Source organism: Kribbella speibonae, assembly GCF_004331375.1.
GTDB lineage: Bacteria > Actinomycetota > Actinomycetes > Propionibacteriales > Kribbellaceae > Kribbella > Kribbella sindirgiensis.
On the sequence record NZ_SJKC01000001.1, the window covers coordinates 1,885,729 to 1,904,429 of the forward strand.

21 protein-coding genes and 1 tRNA gene are annotated in these 18,701 nt (G+C 68.0%); 11 read left to right on the plus strand and 11 right to left on the minus strand.

Annotated elements, in window-relative coordinates:
• Positions 1-70: 70 nt before the first annotated feature.
• Both sepX and E0H92_RS09495 read left to right on the plus strand, forming a co-directional pair.
• A complete protein-coding gene (gene sepX, locus E0H92_RS09490) occupies positions 71-865 on the plus strand; it encodes a divisome protein SepX/GlpR (protein ID WP_131468425.1) in 795 nt (264 codons plus the stop codon).
• A 73-nt stretch (positions 866-938) separates the two neighbouring features.
• Positions 939-1,011, plus strand: a tRNA-Ala gene (locus E0H92_RS09495).
• 327 nt (positions 1,012-1,338) lie between these two features.
• On the opposite strand, the gene E0H92_RS09500 is transcribed toward E0H92_RS09495, so the two are convergent.
• The 5 genes from E0H92_RS09500 to E0H92_RS09520 all read right to left on the minus strand — a co-directional run bounded on the left by E0H92_RS09500 (position 1,339) and on the right by E0H92_RS09520 (position 5,573).
• Entirely contained in the window at positions 1,339-2,484 is a 1,146-nt protein-coding gene (locus tag E0H92_RS09500; RefSeq protein WP_202873551.1) for an NAD(P)/FAD-dependent oxidoreductase, read from the minus strand.
• A 40-nt stretch (positions 2,485-2,524) separates the two neighbouring features.
• Positions 2,525-3,424 carry an NAD-dependent epimerase/dehydratase family protein gene (locus E0H92_RS09505; protein WP_131495986.1) on the minus strand — a complete coding sequence of 300 codons (900 nt, stop codon included), beginning with the start codon at positions 3,422-3,424 and terminating at the stop codon, positions 2,525-2,527.
• Positions 3,421-3,792 carry a hypothetical protein gene (locus E0H92_RS09510; RefSeq protein WP_131495987.1) on the minus strand — a complete coding sequence of 124 codons (372 nt, stop codon included), beginning with the start codon at positions 3,790-3,792 and terminating at the stop codon, positions 3,421-3,423. The genes E0H92_RS09505 and E0H92_RS09510 overlap by 4 nt, the downstream gene beginning before the upstream one ends.
• A 161-nt stretch (positions 3,793-3,953) precedes the next feature.
• Positions 3,954-4,892, minus strand: a complete 939-nt coding sequence (locus E0H92_RS09515) for a LysR family transcriptional regulator (RefSeq protein ID WP_165549726.1) — start codon at positions 4,890-4,892, stop codon at positions 3,954-3,956.
• A gap of 105 nt (positions 4,893-4,997) precedes the next feature.
• A complete protein-coding gene (locus E0H92_RS09520; protein WP_131495989.1) occupies positions 4,998-5,573 on the minus strand; it encodes a TetR/AcrR family transcriptional regulator in 576 nt (191 codons plus the stop codon).
• Between the two features lie 84 nt (positions 5,574-5,657).
• On the opposite strand from E0H92_RS09520, the gene E0H92_RS09525 reads away from it, so the two are divergent.
• Entirely contained in the window at positions 5,658-6,539 is an 882-nt protein-coding gene (locus tag E0H92_RS09525) for an SDR family oxidoreductase (protein WP_131495990.1), read from the plus strand.
• On the opposite strand, the gene E0H92_RS09530 is transcribed toward E0H92_RS09525, so the two are convergent.
• Positions 6,511-7,158, minus strand: a complete 648-nt coding sequence (locus E0H92_RS09530) for a TetR/AcrR family transcriptional regulator (protein WP_131495991.1) — start codon at positions 7,156-7,158, stop codon at positions 6,511-6,513. The two genes, E0H92_RS09525 and E0H92_RS09530, sit on opposite strands and share 29 nt — an antisense overlap.
• A gap of 65 nt (positions 7,159-7,223) precedes the next feature.
• Between E0H92_RS09530 and E0H92_RS09535 the strand changes: the two genes are divergently transcribed.
• Both E0H92_RS09535 and E0H92_RS09540 read left to right on the plus strand, forming a co-directional pair.
• Positions 7,224-8,594: an FAD-dependent monooxygenase gene (locus tag E0H92_RS09535; RefSeq protein WP_131495992.1), complete on the plus strand. Its 1,371-nt coding sequence runs from the start codon at positions 7,224-7,226 to the stop codon at positions 8,592-8,594.
• A gap of 20 nt (positions 8,595-8,614) precedes the next feature.
• Positions 8,615-9,439 carry a hypothetical protein gene (locus E0H92_RS09540; RefSeq protein WP_131495993.1) on the plus strand — a complete coding sequence of 275 codons (825 nt, stop codon included), beginning with the start codon at positions 8,615-8,617 and terminating at the stop codon, positions 9,437-9,439.
• A gap of 81 nt (positions 9,440-9,520) precedes the next feature.
• Here E0H92_RS09540 and E0H92_RS09545 read toward each other — a convergent pair whose 3' ends face one another.
• The gene (locus tag E0H92_RS09545; protein WP_131495994.1) at positions 9,521-10,072 is read right to left on the minus strand and encodes a copper resistance protein NlpE N-terminal domain-containing protein; all 552 of its coding nucleotides are present in this window, start codon (positions 10,070-10,072) and stop codon (positions 9,521-9,523) included.
• 39 nt (positions 10,073-10,111) lie between these two features.
• Here E0H92_RS09545 and E0H92_RS09550 point away from each other — a divergent pair, with 39 nt between their 5' ends.
• From E0H92_RS09550 to katG, 3 genes are all read left to right on the plus strand, one after another.
• Positions 10,112-10,441: a hypothetical protein gene (locus E0H92_RS09550; RefSeq protein WP_131495995.1), complete on the plus strand. Its 330-nt coding sequence runs from the start codon at positions 10,112-10,114 to the stop codon at positions 10,439-10,441.
• Positions 10,442-10,508: 67 nt separating this feature from the next.
• Entirely contained in the window at positions 10,509-10,934 is a 426-nt protein-coding gene (locus E0H92_RS09555) for a Fur family transcriptional regulator (protein WP_131468405.1), read from the plus strand.
• A 35-nt stretch (positions 10,935-10,969) separates the two neighbouring features.
• The gene (gene katG / locus E0H92_RS09560; RefSeq protein WP_131495996.1) at positions 10,970-13,186 is read left to right on the plus strand and encodes a catalase/peroxidase HPI; all 2,217 of its coding nucleotides are present in this window, start codon (positions 10,970-10,972) and stop codon (positions 13,184-13,186) included.
• A 103-nt stretch (positions 13,187-13,289) separates the two neighbouring features.
• Here the strand turns inward: katG and E0H92_RS44085 are convergent, their stop codons facing one another.
• Together E0H92_RS44085 and E0H92_RS09570 are read right to left on the minus strand one after the other, a co-directional pair.
• Positions 13,290-14,309: a hypothetical protein gene (locus tag E0H92_RS44085; RefSeq protein ID WP_165549727.1), complete on the minus strand. Its 1,020-nt coding sequence runs from the start codon at positions 14,307-14,309 to the stop codon at positions 13,290-13,292.
• Entirely contained in the window at positions 14,303-14,716 is a 414-nt protein-coding gene (locus E0H92_RS09570) for a hypothetical protein (protein WP_131468399.1), read from the minus strand. The genes E0H92_RS44085 and E0H92_RS09570 overlap by 7 nt, the downstream gene beginning before the upstream one ends.
• Before the next feature lie 425 nt (positions 14,717-15,141).
• Here E0H92_RS09570 and E0H92_RS09575 point away from each other — a divergent pair, with 425 nt between their 5' ends.
• Positions 15,142-15,594, plus strand: a complete 453-nt coding sequence (locus E0H92_RS09575; RefSeq protein WP_131495998.1) for a hypothetical protein — start codon at positions 15,142-15,144, stop codon at positions 15,592-15,594.
• Positions 15,591-16,202 (plus strand): hypothetical protein, encoded by a 612-nt coding sequence (locus E0H92_RS09580; protein WP_131495999.1) that lies wholly within the window; start codon positions 15,591-15,593, stop codon positions 16,200-16,202. The genes E0H92_RS09575 and E0H92_RS09580 overlap by 4 nt, the downstream gene beginning before the upstream one ends.
• Before the next feature lie 26 nt (positions 16,203-16,228).
• Here E0H92_RS09580 and E0H92_RS09585 read toward each other — a convergent pair whose 3' ends face one another.
• Both E0H92_RS09585 and E0H92_RS09590 read right to left on the minus strand, forming a co-directional pair.
• The gene (locus E0H92_RS09585; protein ID WP_131496000.1) at positions 16,229-16,462 is read right to left on the minus strand and encodes a hypothetical protein; all 234 of its coding nucleotides are present in this window, start codon (positions 16,460-16,462) and stop codon (positions 16,229-16,231) included.
• Between the two features lie 69 nt (positions 16,463-16,531).
• Entirely contained in the window at positions 16,532-16,918 is a 387-nt protein-coding gene (locus tag E0H92_RS09590) for a hypothetical protein (RefSeq protein ID WP_131468393.1), read from the minus strand.
• A 90-nt stretch (positions 16,919-17,008) separates the two neighbouring features.
• Between E0H92_RS09590 and E0H92_RS09595 the strand changes: the two genes are divergently transcribed.
• Positions 17,009-18,448, plus strand: a complete 1,440-nt coding sequence (locus E0H92_RS09595; RefSeq protein WP_131468392.1) for a GuaB1 family IMP dehydrogenase-related protein — start codon at positions 17,009-17,011, stop codon at positions 18,446-18,448.
• Positions 18,449-18,701: the final 253 nt, after the last annotated feature.

Genomic DNA, 18,701 nt, shown 5'->3' on the forward strand with positions numbered 1-18,701 from the left:
ACACGAGTCTTCTTGCGACACACCGTCTCACGTACCTCATCTGGCCCTATCCGCACCTTAGCGTCGTCGCATGGGGACGACAGGGCTGATCTATGTGGCGATCGTCGCCGCGTGGGCCGCCTACCTCGTCCCGATGTGGCTGAAGCGGGGCGAAGAAGCGCGGCGCCGTCCGGTCGTGCCGTCGTCCGACGAGGCGCGCGTGCTGTCCCGCGACCCATCACGAACGCGGTACGTCGTACGTCCGGCCGGGACCACCGTCGTCGACGACTCGTCACCACCCAAGCGGTACGTTCCCAACCGAGCCCGCCGGGTGGCCGCAATGCGCCGTCGGCGGGTGCTGTCGATCCTGACCCTTTCGCTGCTGTCCGTCGTGGCGCTCGCCGGTCTGGCGATGCTGCAGTGGTGGACGGTCGCGATCCCCGGCACGTTGATCGCCGGCTTCGTCGTACTCACCCGGGTGCAGCTGCGCCGGCAGGCCCGCACTCGGATGCAGACCGCTGCCGAACGTCGTGCCCGCGCCCAGGCCCGCCACGACCGCGGCCCGGCCGGCAAGCCCGCGCCGTCACCCGACGAGGAGATGACCATCGAGGTCAAGCTCCCCGCCGAGCCTGCCCCGAAGCCCGCCGCGGCGAAGGCCGACAAGCCGGCCGCCGAGGGCCTGTGGGACCCGGTGCCGGTCACGCTCCCGACGTACGTCATGAAGGAAAAGGCGCCCGACCGCACGGTCCGGACAATCTCCCTCACCGACGACGAGGTCTTCTCCAGCGCCCGCACAACGGACCCGTCCGAGAAGCCCGCCCCCACCGAAGCACCGGCCCCCCAGCCGGCCGAAGAGGTCGAGGTGAAGCGGGCCGTCGGCGACTGATAACCGGTTTTAGTCTGCGGGCCCGTCCGTGTTAGAGTTTCGCGGTCGCCAGGGAAACCAGACGACCAGCTTTGGGGCTGTGGCGCAGTTGGTAGCGCGCTTCGTTCGCAACGAAGAGGCCAGGGGTTCGAATCCCCTCAGCTCCACGAAGCCGATAGGCGAGGTGTGTCGCGCAGAACCTGCGCTGACCGCCTCGCCTTCGTCATTTGTGCGGCTGCGCTTCGCTTGCCGCGCGGCGGGGGCTCCGCCACCCGCACCCCCTTGCGCCTTCGCTTCGCTCGGCTGCGGTGGCTGGGTTGGGCGGTCAGCTTGGGTGCGGGGGGTGGGTTGGCGGGTCGGCTTGGGTGCGGTGGCTGGGTTGGGCGGTCAGCTTGGCTGCGGGGGGTGGGCTTGGCGGTCAGCTCGGCTCCCGTGGCTGCGTTGGGCTCGGCTGTGGGGTTGGGGTTGCTGGTTGAGTGTTGTGGTTGCTGCTCTTAGGTTGTCAGGGCTGCTTCGGGGGTGGGGCGGTTGTGGCGTCCGCCGGTTCGCTTGGTGATGGCTGAGGGGATGGGGGTCTTGGAGCGGTAGAACTTGAGTGGGCTGGAACTGACCGCCTCCTTGTAGGCGATCGCGGCCCGGCCCTTGAGATACCAGCGGTTCGGAGTGTCGTCGGGGTTGGTGAACTGGATGACGGCATCCTTGCGGCCCAACGACACCGGCTGATGGATGTACCCGAAGCGGAACGGGCGGGGGTCCTTGCCGCGCAGGATCCGGGCGATCGATTCGGCCGTGTGCGCGCCCGTGGGGATACCGCTCTGACAGGTCCCGTGGATGGTCCCATAGGCCTGGCGGATCGCCGCCGCGTCGCCGACCGCGAACACCTCGGGATGCGAGACCGAACGCAGGGCGGCGTCGACCGTGACCCGGCCGGCGTCGTCGACGGCGATACCGGCTTCTGCGGCGAGGCGGGCATGGACGACGCCCGTCGTCCACAACGTCACGTCGGCCGGGACGCGTCCGCCGCCGTCGAGTTCGACAGCGCCCGGGAGGACCCGGGTCACGGTCACCCCGGTGCGGACGTCGACGCCGAGACGATCGAGTGTGTTCATCAGGTAGGTGCGCGCCTTCGGACCCATCATCGATGCCGGCTCGCCGCGGCTGAGCAGGACCACCTGCAGCCGGGGGTACGTCTCGGCGGCCTCGGCGGCCGCTTCGATGCCGGTGAGGCCCGCGCCGCAGACAGCGAGAACGCCCTCGGCGTTGCTCCGCAGGGCCTGCGCGAACGCCGGGTCGTCGATGGTGAACGCGTGCTCGACACGCGGGGTCGTGCTGCCGATCGCGTAGACCAGGTAGTCGTACGTGAGTTCCTGGCCGTCGTCGAGGACCACGCTCCGGCCGGCGGCGTCGATCCGGGCCGCGCGGCCCTGGACGAAGGCGACGCCCGCCGGCGCGACCAGGTCGGGGATGCGGTGGACGGCGAGTTCCTGGCCGACCGCGACCTGGTGCTGGCGGAGGCGCTCGTTGAAGACGTCGGTCGGATTGACCAGTGTGATGTCGGTGTTCCTGGTACGGCGTGCGATGCCGTGGGTGGCCATCATGCCGGTGTAGCCGGCGCCGAGGACGACGATGCGGTGCGTCATTTCCATGTCCGTTCGTTGATGGAGCTCAGGGGAGGAGAGATCAGGCCCGGATCGCCGCGATGCCTTCGCGGAACGTCGGCATCGACGGCGTCCAGCCGAGTTCGGCCGCTGCCTTGGCGTTGGACAGGCGGTATGAGCCGGTCATGACGGCGTGCAGGAGCGGGATCGGCCGGAGCACCCAGCCGGGCAGCGACTTCGGCGGCGGCGCGCCGAGGTGTGCGGCGGCCGTGCGGAAGAAGTCGCGCCAGGGGGCGGGCTCGTTGTCGACGATGTTGTACGCCTCGCCCCCGCGGCCGTGCTCGAGGGCGGCAACCGTCGCGGCGGCGGCATCCTCGACGTGGACGAGGGAGATGGGGCCGCCCTGCGGGACCGGCAGCTTTCCCTGCTTGAGCATTGCGATGGTGTGGTCGCCTCGGGCGCCGTAGAAGGCACCGTACCGCAGGGCGACGCCGTCGATGCCCTCGGCATGGAACGTCTGCTGTTCCGTGGACCGCAACGCGGCGATGTGCTGGTCGAAACGCCCGTACCCGCCCTGTCCGAACGTGTCCCTCTCGGTGAGGACGTGTTCGCCGAGATTGCCGTAGCCGTAGCCGAAAAGGTTCGACTGGGTGACGAAGCGCCGGGCACCCAGGGCGCGGGCGGCGGCGAGGAGATTCGCGGTGCCCTCGGTGCGCAGGCGGTTGGTCGCCGCCAGGTCCCGGTGCCGCATCGGGGCCTTCTTCAGCGCAGTCAGCTGGTGGATGACGGCCTCGGCTGTCATGCCGCGGACGGCTGCCAGTAGACGGTCGCGATCCAGCGCGTCGCCGACCAGCTCGGCGGTGCCGGGTGGTGCGCCGCCGCGGCGGCGGGTGAGAGCCACGACCTCGTGCCCGGTCTCGAGAAGCGCCCGGGTGAGCGGGGTCCCGACAGCGCCGGTAGCGCCGGCCAGGAGGATCCTCATGCGTTCTTCCTCCGTAGCAGAAGAATGACAGCCACGATGCCGAGCAGCGTCGTGGCGCCGAGCAGCGGCACGTCCGAGCCGTGCCCGCCGATGTGGCGGTCAGTGAAGTGCGACCAAGTGTGCAGGCCGCTGGCGACGACGAAGCCGGCCAGCGCCGCGCCCAGCGTGTTGTTCCACAGCAGCGCGGTGATCAGGCCGAAGCCGATGCCGATTTGGAAGGCACCCGCGTCGTGCGTCAGATGCTCGTTGTACGGCGCGTAGTTGACGTAGTCGATGAAGCTGACGGGCGCGAAGTACGCCCAGACGCCGAAGACCAGCACGCTGGCGGCGCACAGCAAGGTGATGACAGTGACCGGAAGCGACCTCAAGGTGACTCCTTAAAAAACAGCGGATGGCTGGTCCACTGTGGAGTCCCTGAAGGTGCAGCGACAACGGCGATGTGCTCAACACATGTTCAGCACTGCTGAAGACCCGCGTGCGGGCCGGTTCGGCATTCAGCGGGGGTCAAGGATTGTTTCGCAGGTCCGCACTACCCGGTCGGTCTGCGCGACTCCTCGGAGGCCGCGGGCCAGTCGAGGATCACCGGGCCGTGGGCCTCGGCGAGCCGGGCGAACTCGCGGACGAGTTCGGTTTCGCGGTCGGCCCGCCAGATCAGCGCCGACGCGACGGGCGGCCCGTTCTCGATCGGCGCGTAGGCGATCCCTGGATGCTGGTTGTACTGCGCGAACTGCGCGAGGATCGGGCCGATGCCCTTACCGGCCATGACCAGCGCGATGCCTGCCTGGAGACTCTCGACGAGGTGTGTGCGCTCGATCGGCCGTCCCGACGGCGTCCGGGCCGGCACGAAGTAGTCGATCCAGTACGCCTCTGGGTCACCTGAGGCGACGATGACCGGGTTGTCGGCAAGGTCCTCCAGCGTTCCGTACCCGCGGCGTGCGATCGGGTGCTGCTCAGGTACGGCCATCAGCAGGCGCTCGCGCAGGACCACCGGTCCGACGACCATGCCGTCCTCGCGGGCAGGCAGTGGTACGGCGATGACGTCGACCCGATCCTCCCGGAGCGGCCGCAGATGGTCGCCGACCTCCGCCTCGAGCACGAGACGCGCGGTGGAACAGGGCTGACGCGCTTCGAAGACGCGCGCGAGCTCGACGAGGTGCCGTCCGTTCGCGGTGCCGAGGAAGCCCAGCCGTAGCTCGCCGTCCATCCCCTTGGCGGCCCGGATGGTTCGTTGGACGACTTTCTCGACCGCCTCGTGCGCGGGGGCGAGATCGCGCTGGAACTGCCGCCCCAGGTCGGTGAGAGTCACACCGCGCGTGTTCCGCTCGAACAGGGCCGCGCCGATCCGGCGCTCGATCTTCTGGACGAGCTGGGTGACGCGGGCCGGCGAGATCCGGAGGCGCTTGGCGGTGCGGCCGAAGTGCAGTTCTTCGCACAGGACGAGGAACGTCTCGATCTCCTGACGCTCCACAGCACCCCTCACTCCGGTGTTCAACCACGGCGAACAATCGCTCAGCCTGCCTGAACACCGAGTATGAGCGATCACCGGATCAGGCGTCGAGTCGACGTCCGGCGGTCAGCTGAGAGTGGTAGTCGCGGCTTTCAGATCTTCCAGGGCGACCAAGGTGTGCGGGGCCAGGCCTGCTTCGTCATGTTCCAGGGCTGTCCAGGTGGCGTAGCCCTGTTTGAAGGCCAGGACTCCTAGCTCGGCTGCCAGGTGGGCGACGGGGTGAGGGACGCCTCTTGCTTTCAGGGCGTCCGTCATGGCTTTGGCCAGGCCTACGGTCTTCAGGGCGTCGCGTTCCTGGAGTTCTGTGCTGGCGGCTATGGCTGCTTTTAGGCGGGGGCCCAGTTCTCGGTTGAGGGGACCCATGGTGTTCGAGGCGCGTTCCAGGCCGGCTGCTACTGCTTCCAGGGGTGTTGCCGAAGCGGGGGCCGTGGTGATGCCTTCGACGAGGAGGCGGCAGAGGGTTTCCTGGCCTGCTACCAGGAGTTCTCGTTTGTCGGGGAAGTGGCGGAAGAAGGTGCTTTTGGTGACGCCGGCGCGTTCGGCGATCTGGGCGACGGTGGTGGCGTCGTAGCCCTGGTCGGCGAAGAGGTCGACGGCGGCGAGGACCAGTCGGTCGCGGGCGCCGGGTTCCCATCTGGCCATGACGACATTCTAGGCGATGGGACCTTTGTCCCATCAGGGTGTACGGTGATGGGACAAAGGTCCCATCACGGGTAGGAGTGTCTCATGCAGGTCTTCGTCACCGGCGGTACCGGACTCATCGGCTCGGCTGTCGTCCGCGAACTGCTTGACAACGGTCACACCGTCCTCGGCCTCGCGCGTTCCGACTCGTCCGAGGCGGCGCTCCGGGAGGCCGGTGCGGAGTCGGTTCGTGGCGGGCTCGCTGACCTGGACGTACTGCGCACAGGAGCGGCCAAGTCGGACGGGGTGATTCATCTTGCCTTCAGCAACGACTTCAGCAGTCCGGAGGCGCTCGCGGCGGGGATCGCTGAAGAGAGCGCCGCGCTCCGCACGTTGGGGGAGGAGTTGACGGGCAGCGGTCGTCCGCTCGTCACGGTTTCGGGTACGCCGTGGGTACCGGGTCGCAGCTCAACCGAGTCGGACCCGCTGCCTCTGGACGGCCCGGTCGGAGGGCGAGGGCGATCCGTGATGGCCGCGCTCGCGTTGGCTGAGCGTGGTGTCCGGAGTGCCGCAGTACGCATGCCGCGCACCGTGCACAATCAGGGCGACGGTGGGTTCGCCGGCCTATTGACGCAGATCGCGCGTCAGAGCGGTGTGTCCGGATATCCCGGTGACGGCACGCAGCGGTGGCCCGCCGTACATGCGCTCGACGCGGCTGTGCTGTTCCGGCTCGTGCTGGAGAACGCGCCGGCCGGAACCGCTTGGCATGCAGTGGATGACGAGGGCGACGCCGTACGCGACATCGCCGCCGTCATCGGCCGGCGCCTCGGTCTGCCGGTCGAGTCTGTCCCGGAGGCGACGTACGGTCCGCTCGGCCCGATCTTCGCCACCGATCAGCCGTCGTCCAGCGCCCACACCCGCGAGGCCCTGAACTGGCGCCCCCAGCACCCGAACCTGCTTAAGGACCTGGAGAACGTTCAGGTGTAATCCACAGGCCACCCAGTCCACCGGTCAGGAGATCGAAGGCCTGATCGGCGGCTGCGGCCGCGGCCGGATACGCGTCGTCGGCGCGGGTCCCTGCGACGGCGCGCTCGTAGTTGGCCATCGAGAGGGTCCACTGGACCGACACGATCTGGGCGGCGGCCAGGCGGGCGGGGAGTTCGGCGGTGTCCGCGGTCTCGTGCAGGGCAGCGGCCAGCTGGGTCTCGGACGACTCGTTGAACTGCAGCATGCGCGCCATCAACTGGGGCGTGGATCGCAGCAGGTGGTACAGGCTGAGCACTTCCGGTACGTCGGTGAGGCCGGTCACCGGATCGTGTGCGCGGAGGGCGTCCAGGTAGTGCTCGTGCAATGCGGCCAGAGGTGACTGGCCCGCCGGCCGGGCACGCACGACGCGCGCGGGCTCGTCCTCGTGGTCGGCGAACCGGTGGACGACCAGATCTTCCTTGGTCGGGAAGTACGCGAAGAGGGTCCGCCGCGAGACGTCCGCGGCCTCTGCGACCTGGGTGATCGACACCTGGTCGAACCCGTGCTCGACGAACAGCGAGATGGCCGCCTCCGAGATCGCCGCCCGGGTCCGCAGTTTCTTCCGCTCGCGCAACGTCATGAGTGAACTTTAGCACTCAGTGCTACTCTGCACTTAGTCTACTTTTGCACTGAGGGGAGCTTTCCATGGACGTGCTGATCGCGGGAGCCGGGCCGACCGGACTGATGCTGGCGTACGAGCTGGCGCTGGCCGGAGTCGACGTGACCGTCCTCGAACGGCTGGACGAGCGGCTCGAACAAACCAAGGGCGGCGCGCTGCAGGCCCGTACCGCCGAGGTGCTGGACATGCGCGGGCTGCTCGGCCCGATCCAAGCGCGCGAATTGCCCCGCGCAGAGGTCGGCGGCCACTTCGCCGGACTGCCGGTCCCACTCGACGCATCGCCCTGGAACACCCGGCATCAGTACCCGATCTCCGTACCGCAATGGATCGTCGAGGAAGAGCTCGAGTACGCCGCTGTCGCCCGAGGAGCCGTCGTACGTCGCGGTGTCGAGGTCAGCGCGGTCGAACAGGACGACGACGGTGTGACCGTCATCGCAGGCGGAGACACGTTGCAGGCCCGCTATCTCGTGGCATGCGACGGTGCGCACAGTGCGGTCCGCAAGCTGCTCGGCGTACCGTTCCCCGGCCGGCCCGGGACGTTCCGCGCGGTGCTGACCGACGTACGACTGTCGTCGGTGTCCGATGAGGTGCCGGTGACAGCGGGGCATTTCAGCACGTTGACGAAGCAGGGCGGGGACTACTGGGGCATGCTCGTGCCGGTCGGCGAGAAGCGGTACCGGTTCACGTTCGGACGGGACGGGGTCGCGTCGCCGGCTGAGACCCAGGAAGCGCTGACCGCGTTGTACGGCAGGGAAACCAGGCTGGCGGAGGTGTTAAGCGCGTCGGAGTTCGGTGATGCCACGAGGCAGCTCGAGTCGTATCGGTACGGGCGGATCTTCTTCGCCGGGGATGCGGCGCACATTCACCCGCCGTTCGGTGGGCAGGGGCTCAACCTCGGTGTGCAGGATGCCTTCAACCTGGGCTGGAAGCTCGCCGCCGCGGTGCAGGGCACGGCCGATGTACTCGACACCTACCAGACCGAGCGGCATCCGATGGCCGCGCGCGTACTGCGCCACACCGCCGCGCAACGGGTCTTCGCCCTCCCCGGCGCGAGTGAGGACGTCGTCGAGCTGCGGGAGATCTTCACGGACCTGATGCGGTTGCCCGACACGAACCGGTACCTCGCCGGCATGATGTCCGGGCTCGACGCACCGGACCGGATCCCCGACCTGGAGCTGATCACCGACGACGGCCCGACCTGGCTCTCCACCCTGCTGCACCCCGGCCGTGCGCTTCTCCTCGACTTCGGCACACGCACGTGGCCGGCGTCATCGCGCGTGAACGTCGTACGAGTGAAACCCGACGGCGAACACGACGCCCTCCTGATCCGCCCAGACGGCTTACTGCGCGCGTCAGGCGAAGCAGCCGTCAGCACCGCTCTGAGGAGCGGGGGATGATATGAGCGGGAGGGTTCGACATGCCACGACCGAAGGCCGTCACCGACGATGCCAGCGCCAGGCAGTTTCTCGATGCCGCGGCTCAGTTGATCGATGCGATGTTCGTGACCTCGCCGGACGAGCGGCCGCGGCGGTTGAGCTCGATCGACTTTCCGGCGACCTTGGAGTGGTTGCGGAAGGAAGACGTGGTCCGGCTGGCCCGGGACGGTGGGCAGCCGGGAGTGAGCCGGAAGTCGTTCGACAACCGGTGGGAGTCCAAGGAGGACTTCGTCAACGACGCGGTGATTCACACGATGCTGTACCGCGACGCACCGAACGCCAATCCGGCCTTGCAGCTGGCCGATATGGCGAGTCTGGTGGCGGCCGAGAACGTTGCTCAAGCGATTGCCCAATTCTGTGACGCGATGCTCGCGAGCCTGCTGTCGTACCCGCGGTCGTTCCTGCTGCTGCACATCGGGCCCCTGCTGGAGCAGCATCCGAAACTCAAGGCCGCGATTGTCGAGGACATGCTGCAGGCGTTGGCGCCCTGGTACGAGGGCTACGCGCAACTGTTCGCGGCGTTCGGTGTCAGGATGCGACCCGGGTGGACCATCGAGCGCTACGGGCTGACGATCCAGTCGATGCTGGACGGTTTCCTGCTGCGTTCGCGCGTACAGGACGAACAGATGGCGGCGTACAGCTCGGAGGACGCCAGTCTGTTCGCGGACGCCGTGGTCGCGTTCACGCTCGGAGTCATCGATACCAGCGAGAGCAGCGGTCTGAGCTCACGAGAAGCCCTGAACGCCGGCGTCGGCCCTGCCCCCGGCGTAGAGAGCCTCAGGTCGCCCCCTAACACCGTTGACTGACCGTTACCCCCGCTCGATGCTGGGTGTGGCTCGGGGGGAACGGGCCGGGGAAGCCGAGCTTCGGGGGGCTCGGCAATCAGGTCAGCCGGGGGCCTGAACCGTCTGGCCGATGGGGATGCTGCTGAGCGCGTAGCCGTACGCGGCGGTGCCGGGCCGGGGTCTGCGGTTTTGGTCCAGGAGGTAGAGGATCTCGGTGCTCACGGGCCAGAAGGCTCGGAGGTGGGCGGGGGCGGAGGCGTCCAGTTGGTAGACGGTTGCCGCCGGGTCGAGGGCGGTGCCGCGGGTGACGGTCCAGGTGCCTTCGTGGGTCTCCCGGGTGTCGTCGCCGGTGCCTGCCCGGACGATGGAGATGAGGTACGTCGACGGCGCGGCGGGGGTGCCGTAGAGGACGACTCCCAGCTTGACTCGTTGGCAGTCGGCCACGGGGGGATTGTCGACGGTGCAGGGGACATGGTTCTCGAAGTCCGCGGACGCCCGCGCTCCGGCCTGGTCGGTGAGGGGATACCACGGGCCGAAGGTTTGGGGAGCATCTGGACCACGGGTGAGGATCAGCGCGACGAGGACGGCGGCGAGCGTGAGTACGCCGACGCCGGTCGTGCGCCTCCAACCGCTGAGCAGCCCGGGTACAGGCATGAATTCACTGTAGGCGTTGTCGAGAGGAGCGGCGCTTTGGTGCTGAGGGTTGATGCTGGTACGGCGCTGGTCCTGCGGGAGGCGCATCACAAGATGCAGGCGCTGCCGCGGGGCAACCACTACGCGCTCTACGACTACGTGCGCGGGGTGGTGGCGAAGGTGGCGCCGATGGACACGTTCCTCGTGGGTTCCTGCAGGGATCGGATCGGGTGCGATATCCGTACGGGTACGAGGACGGCAAGTACGACGACAACGCGGTCCGTGCGCTCGAGTGGCTCGCCGGAGCGCCTCGGGGTGATCCTGCGCAAGTACGGGATGGAGAGCCGGGTCCAGGTCGCCCACTACGTACGGCGCTACTTGGCCCGGTGATGTCTCAGGTTGAGAATCGCGTCAGCTATTCTTGACTCATTCCAGAAAACGCGGAAGACTCTGGGGCGTGCCGACGGTGGAGGAGCTTCAGGGGCTGTTGCGTGGGGCTTCGCTGCGGGTGACTCGGCCACGGCTGGCGGTGCTGGCCGCGGTGTACGGGCATCCGCATGCGGATACCGACTCGATTATCGGTGCCGTGCGCAACGAATTGCCCCAGGCGTCGCACCAGGCGGTGTACGACTCGCTGCACACCTTGACGGCGGCGGGCCTGCTGCGGCGGATCCAGCCGTTGGGGTCGGTGGCGCGGTACGAATCGCGCGTCGGTGACAACCACCACCACGCTGTCTGCCGGTCGTGCGGCGCCATCGCCGACGTCGACTGTGCGGTCGGGCATGCGCCCTGCCTGACCGCGTCCGAGGACCACGGTTTCGTCATCGACGAGGCCGAGGTCATCTATTGGGGCCTGTGCGCGGACTGCGCACGACGTACCTGACTTCCTGTGAAAACGTCCAGTCTGGAAGGAATCTGATGTCCGAGAACCATGAGCCCCTGCCCGGCGAAGCCTCCGCGGAGAGCCGCGGCGAGGCCGAGACCGGTGGCTGCCCGGTCGACCACGGTCAGGGCGTGCACCCGACCAGCGGGAACGCCAACCGCGAATGGTGGCCGAACCAGCTGAACCTGAAGATCCTGGCCAAGAACCCGGCCGTCGCGAACCCGCTCGGCGAGGAGTTCGACTACGCCGCGGAGTTCCGGACCCTGGACCTGGCCGCCGTGAAGGCGGACATCGCCGACGTCCTGACCACCTCGCAGGACTGGTGGCCGGCCGACTTCGGGAACTACGGCCCGCTGATGATCCGGATGGCCTGGCACAGCGCCGGCACGTACCGGATCCACGACGGCCGCGGTGGCGCGGGCGCCGGTCAGCAGCGGTTCGCGCCGCTGAACAGCTGGCCGGACAACGGCAACCTGGACAAGGCCCGCCGGCTGCTGTGGCCGGTGAAGAAGAAGTACGGCCAGAAGATCTCCTGGGCCGACCTGATGGTCCTCACCGGCAACGTCGCGCTGGAGACCATGGGCTTCAAGACCTTCGGGTACGCCGGTGGTCGCGAGGACGTGTGGGAGCCGGAGACCGACGTGTACTGGGGTCCGGAGACCACCTGGCTGGACGACAAGCGGTACTCCGGTGACCGCGACCTCGAGCGTCCGCTCGGTGCGGTCCAGATGGGCCTCATCTACGTGAACCCGGAAGGCCCGAACGGCAACCCGGACCCGATCGCGGCGGCCCGCGACATCCGCGAGACGTTCGGCCGGATGGCGATGAACGACGAGGAGACCGTCGCGCTGATCGCCGGCGGCCACACGTTCGGCAAGACCCACGGCGCGGGCCCGGCAGAGAACGTCGGCGCCGAGCCCGAGGGCGCGTCGATCGAGCAGCAGGGCCTGGGCTGGAAGAGCACGTACAACACCGGCAAGGGCAAGGACGCGATCACCAGCGGCCTCGAGGTCACCTGGACCACGAAGCCGACGCAGTGGTCGAGCGACTTCTTCGACATCCTGTTCGGCTACGAGTGGGAGCTGTCGCAGAGCCCGGCCGGCGCGAACCAGTGGGTCGCGAAGGACGCCGAGGCGATCATCCCGGACGCGTACGACGGCCCGAAGAAGCTGCCGACGATGCTGACCACCGACCTGTCCCTGCGCTTCGACCCGATCTACGAGCCGATCTCGCGCCGCTTCAAGGAGGACCCGGACGCGTTCGCGGACGCGTTCGCGCGCGCCTGGTACAAGCTGACCCACCGCGACATGGGCCCGCGCGTCCGGTACCTCGGCTCCGAGGTCCCGAGCGAGGTGCTGATCTGGCAGGACCCGCTGCCGGAGGCTTCCGGCGAGCCGCTCACCGACGGCGACGTGACCGCGCTGAAGGCCGCGATCGCGGCATCCGGTCTGTCGGTGGCGCAGCTGGTCTCGACCGCGTGGGCGTCCGCGTCGACGTTCCGTGGCAGTGACAAGCGCGGCGGCGCCAACGGTGCCCGGATCCGCCTGCAGCCGCAGAGCGGCTGGGAGGTCAACAACCCCGACGAGCTCGCGCAGGTCCTGCGGACGCTCGAGGGCATCCAGCAGTCGTTCGCGAAGCCGGTCTCGCTGGCCGACGTGATCGTCCTCGCCGGCGGTGTCGGTGTGGAGATCGCGGCCAAGAACGCCGGGTACGACGTCGTCGTACCGTTCACGTCCGGCCGGGTGGACGCGTCGGCGGAGCAGACCGACTCCGACTCGTTCGCCGCGCTCGAGCCGGTCGCGGACGGGTTCCGCAACTACTACGGCAAGGGCAACCGCCTCCCGGCCGAGTACCTGCTGCTCGACCGCGCGAACCTGCTCAAGCTGAGCGCTCCGGAGCTGACGGTCCTGGTCGGCGGCCTCCGCGTTCTCGGCGCGAACTACGACGGTTCGAAGTACGGCGTACTCACCGACAACCCCGGCACGCTCACGAACGACTTCTTCGTGAACCTGCTCGACCTCGGCACCGAGTGGCACGCCACCGACGGGAGCGAGGAGACGTTCGAGGCCACCGTCAACGGTGAGGTCAAGTGGACCGGCACCCGCGCCGACCTGGTCTTCGGCTCGAACTCCGAACTCCGCGCCCTCGCCGAGGTCTACGCCAGCGACGACGCCCAGCAGAAGTTCGTCGACGAATTCGTCACCGCCTGGCACAAGGTCATGGAACTCGACCGCTTCGACCTCCACCGCTGACCGACACCGCAGCTTTGGGGAAAGAAATAGTCGCCAGGCGCGAATTTCTTTCCCCAAAGGCGTGACAGAAGACCGGCTCCGTTCAGGGGCCGGTCTTCTCGCGTCAGCCGCTGCAGCCGCGCGGTCCAACCGACGGCGACGCCGAGCCGCCGTCCGGGTCGACGAGGACAGGGCGCAGGTCGGCTATCTGGAGGGGGATGGAGCGGCTGAAGTCGAGCGGGATGTCGCCCTGCATGCCGCCGCCGGTCCAGTGAACGGTCCAGTACGCCGTTGCGGTGACGTTGTACTTGCCGGACTTCTCGCAGTGGGAGGTCTTGCTGTACCTGAAGCCGCAGGTCGGTGAGGACGGCATGTCCTTGAGCGACTTGCCCGTTGCCATCGCCTTGGTGAACGGGGTGCCGGCGCCTTTACAGGTCACGGTCTCGCCCTCACCCATGGACCACTCAATGCGGTCGACCGTCCCGGTCGCTGTGATGGAGACACCACCGAGCGCCGCGACCTTCGTCTGCGGCCCGGTCGTCGTAGCACCCGGGTCAGTCACCCACATCCAAACCGGCACATTGACGATCCCGACCCGATCCGCACTCTGAACGTACGGCGACAACCCAAGCTGAGGCGCCACGAAGTTCATGGATTCCACGACCCGTCGGGCTGCCACCCGGGGATCGATGGTCTGCGTCTCACCTGGCGGCCGGTTCACCGACTCGGGCGTGATCTGGACGATCGGCTTACCCTCGTCGATGCCAAGAATCAACCAGCATTCGTAGAACTTCGTACCCGCTGGGTAGTCGCTGACCTTGCTCGGGGAGACCAAGGACCTGGGCCCGGCCAGCGGACGCAGATAGCATCCTGATGCTGCATCAAAAAACCCGTCTCCGGTCCGGCACGGCACAACCTGCCCTTCCCAGACACAGGCGGCAGTCTCACTGGTCTTCTTGGCTCCGGGCGTGGTCTTAACCGAGGTTTTCGGCGGATGGCCGTCATCCTCTACGGAGTAGACGCATTGTCCAGCGCTCCACCCGATGACGCATCCGGGTGTGCCGGGTGTCGGGTCGGCGAACGCGGCGGATGGTCCGACGAGGGACAGAATCACGGCGAGGCCGAGGAGCTTGGAAGTCAGCATTTCGCGGGTTTCCTGCTTTGCGCGAAGTCAGCTTTCCAAGTGCCCTGGACGCGACGCATGCGCATCTCGTCAACGGTTTGGGTCGGTGTTCCAGGGGGTCTGACGCTCTTGCCTTTGGAGTCCACGGCGCCGGCCTTCGAGGAGTCGACGCACGCGCTGAGGATCAGGTTGTCGATCTGACCACTGGCATTCGGCTTGCCGATGCTCAACGGCTTGATCCAGACGACCTGAAGACTTCCGACGGAGTGCCATTTGTCACCGCGGAACTTCTCTGCCTCGATGAGTTCGGCTTTCAGCATCACGCCGCTCGCGTACTTGTTCAGCGCTGTCACGTTGCGGCCGCCGCTCCTGTACATCGCGTCCGTCGCGGCGACGAACCCTCGGTACGCAACCGAAGCTTCGGCCACAGCCACTTCCTCAGGCGTGTCGCTGGGAGTCGGGGACGGAGTGGGGGACGAGGCGGGGGATGAAGTGGACGGCGGCGGAGCCGTGTTCGGTTGCCCGGCGTCTGGGGAGCCTTGGCAGGCCGTTAGCGCCAAGAGGGCGCAGGTGGCTGCGGTTGTGAGGCGGAGGGCCGGGTGGCGGGGCATGGAGGCTCCGTTCTGGATGCTGTTGGTGTAAGCCTCGCATACGGAGGGTGTTCGTCGGTCCGGATATCCACAGGGCTGCAGGTTGCTGCAAGTGGTGCTGGCGGCTGTGGATAACTGGGGTTTGGGTGTCGTGGGCGTCGTAGTGTCGGGGTATGGCTACTGAGGGTTCTGCGGTTCGGTCGGTTGAGGATGTGCGGCGGGATGTTGCCGGGGTGCTGGGTCGGTTTCGGCGTGGGCGGGGGATGGCGTTCAGCTTTGGTGACGGTGGGGTGCCGGAGGGTGTGCTGCTGACGTACGACCAGTTCGAGGAGCTTGGGGGTGAGTCGAAGTTCGAGCGTCGTTCTGGGGTGGTCGCGGTGGAGACGGTGGGGGCGGAGCTTGCGGGGATGGTGGCTGCGATCCGGGACGGGTCGTTCGTGCCGGTGGTGTGGGGTGACGGCGGCGAGCCGGAGGCCGTGATCATGTCGACGTCGCAGTACCGCCAACTGCGCGGCGACGACGAGCCCCCGGCCGGGACGATCGACGATCCGACGCGTCGCGTCTACGCGACCGAACCCCTCCCGGACAGCCGCCCGATGACCATCGACCAGATCGCCGAGATGATGGGGCCGTACAGCCAGCAGGTCCTCGAGGAGATCCGCCAGGAGGAGCGTGAGGAGGCGGAGCGCGCGCGGCGAGAAGACGACTCGCCATGAGCGGGGACCTACCGCTGTACGAGGTTGTTCTTGGCAAAGAGTTCGCGGTCGACCTGATGCGCCTTGCGGCAGCCGCGGAGAAGGACCCGCGGGGGTCGGCCGGTTACCTGCATCGCCAGGTGCTGAAACAGATCGGCGCCCTGGCTAACGGGGCGGCGGATGGGCGGCATGCGTTGGGGTATGAGTCTGGGAAGGGGGATTTGCGGGACTGTGTGACTGCGTATCTGCAGTCCGATCCGCAGCAGAAGGCTGACTATCGGCTGGTGTTTCGGGAGATGCCGCCCGAAAGGCCCGGTGGGCAGCCCCGGCGGGAGTTGTTGGCTGTGAAGCCGCGGCAGGGTTCCGGCAACATCTACGAACACACCTGCGCTCGGCTCAATCGCAACCTGCACGACCGTCAGCCGGGGCTCAACGCGTTCGGCGATCGCATGCCCAGCCTCAGACAGAACCAAGCCCAGCGCCAAGCCGAACTCGACGCCAACCGCGCCATCGCACACGCCTTCGCCGGTCAGGTGCCGTTGGCAACGTCACGGCCGTTGACGTCGGCCCACTTCGGTCATCACGCCGCGAAAGGCTCGCCGCGGCGGGCTCAGGACGTCAGTCGCTGAGCCGCCGCGGCGATGAGCCGGAGGTGTTACTTGGCCGGGCCTTTGCCGGCGGCCTTGGCTTCCTTGCCTCGGATGACGGCGGCGAGGGTTTTGTCGTCGACGCCGGCGTCTTTGAGTTGCTGGTAGTTCTCGTGGAGGCTGCCGGCGGGGGCCTGGAAGCCGGACCCGGTGAACTTGTCGACCAGGCCGGCGGCCTCCCTGGGATCCCGGGCGTCGCCCAGGCGGGCCCGGGTCTCTTCGTCGCTGATCTCGTCGGCCATATTGCTCTCCTCGGCTGGTCGCAGCAGGTTGACCTGCGATCCTCCCGCAGCGAGGGTTCACCGAGTGGGTCAGCTGGCGAGGGCCGTGCAGAGGGTGCCACTGCAGGCGCGCATGTTGCTGAGGGCGCCTTCCCACCAGGTGCCGGTGTTCATCCAGATGGGGAGTACGCCGCCGGTGTTGTTCTTGTTGTAGCGGGCCTGGTAGCCGGAGGCGGTGCGGAGCACGACGTTGCTGCCGGAGTACAGCAGGGCCTGGGCGTGGTAGCCCTGGCGGGTGCCGCCGGTTCCGTTGCAGTACCAGAGGCGGATGGTGTCGTTGTGTGCCCTCGCGGCCACCCGGCACGGCGAGGCGGCGGCAGTGTCTGTAGCTGCTTGTGTCGGTGCGGCGACGGCAAGTGCGCCGGCAGCCAGGCCGACAGTTGCCAGACCTGTAGCGATGATCGTTCCCCGAGTCATTTCGTCCCAATCGGTAGACGTTGCCTGTCCACCGCAGTACATCGGCCCGTACTTTCAGAATGCTTTCAATCCGGGCGGAAGGGGTCTGACATGCGGTTTCATCATGATCGGGAGCCGGCGGGGGACCTGACTTTCAGTGATGTGTTCCTGGTGCCGAACCGGTCGCGGGTGGCGTCTCGGCTGGATGTGGATCTGGCGACGTCGGACGGGACCGGGGCGTCGATTCCGGTGGTCGCGGCGAACATGACGGCGGTGTCGGGGCGGCGGATGGCCGAGACGATCGCGCGGTGCGGTGGTCTCGCGGTGATTCCGCAGGACATTCCGGTCGATGTCGTCTCCGAGGTGGTTGCCTGGATCAAGGAACGGGATCCGGTCCACGACACGGCCCTGACGCTGCCGCCGACCGGGACCGTCGGCGAGGCGCTGAACCTGTTGCCGAAGCGCAACCACGGCGCGGTGATCGTCGTGGACCAGGGTCGGCCGGTCGGTGTGGTGACGGAGGCGGACTGCTCCGGCGTCGACCGGTTCACCCAGCTGGACGCGGTCATGTCCCGCGAGCTGCTGACGGTCCCGCAGGGCGTCGACCCCGAGACCGCGTTCGAGCAGCTGCACGACGGTCGGCACCGGTTGGCCCCGGTGGTTGACGCCAACAACGAAATCGTCGGCATCCTGACCCGCCAGCGCGCCCTCCGCGCAACGCTGTACGAACCAGCACTCGACGCCGGCGGCAGGCTCCGTGTCGCCGCCGCGATCGGGATCAACGGCGACGCCGAGCAGAAGGCGAAGGCGTTGCTGGACGTCGGCGTGGACGTCCTCGTCATCGACACCGCGCACGGTCACCAGGAGCGGATGCTCGAGGTGGTCGAACGGGTTCGCGCGCTCGGCCCGCAGGTGCCGATCGTGGCCGGCAACGTAGTCACCGCCGAAGGTGTGACGGACCTGGTGAACGCCGGCGCGGACATCGTGAAGGTCGGTGTCGGCCCGGGCGCGATGTGCACGACCCGGATGCAGACGGCCGTCGGGCGTCCGCAGTTCTCCGCCGTACTCGAGTGCGCGACCAGGGCACGCGAACTCGGCAAGCACGTCTGGGCGGACGGCGGCGTACGGCATCCGCGGGATGTCGCGCTCGCACTGGCCGCGGGGGCGTCGAGCGTGATGATCGGGTCCTGGTTCGCCGGTACGTACGAGTCGCCCGGCGACCCGCACCGGGACAGCCAGGGCCGGATCTACAAGGAGAGCTTCGGGATGGCGTCGGCCCGCGCCGTCAGGTCCCGGACCGCCGAGGACTCGGCGTTCCAGCGGGCCCGGAAGAGCATCTTCGAGGAGGGCATCTCGACCGCCCGGATGTATCTTGACCCGGAGAACCCGAGCGTCGAGGACCTGCTGGACTCGATCGTCTCGGGCATCCGCAGCTCCTGCACGTACGTCGGCGCCGCCAACCTGACCGAGTACAACGAGCGCGCCGTCGTCGGCCTGCAGACGGCCGCCGGGTACGCCGAAGGCAAACCGCTCGACACCAGCTGGCTGTAATCGTATACACACCGTCTCATCCCCGGAGTGAGATCGGAGGCCCGGCAAGATCATGCGCCGGGCGATGGTCACGCTCGGCGATCGGTGGCACGGTGTAGGCAACAGGGGGAGGAAGGGCACCGAACCATCCGTCGGGGGGTCGGGGTCGCGCCGGGGGCGGCGGGACCGATCGACGCGGGGGCTCAACAGTCACTGGTGTCCTGCTCGTGGTCGCGGGTGGTGCAAGGGTTCGGCCGAGGCTTGGGAGGGCGAC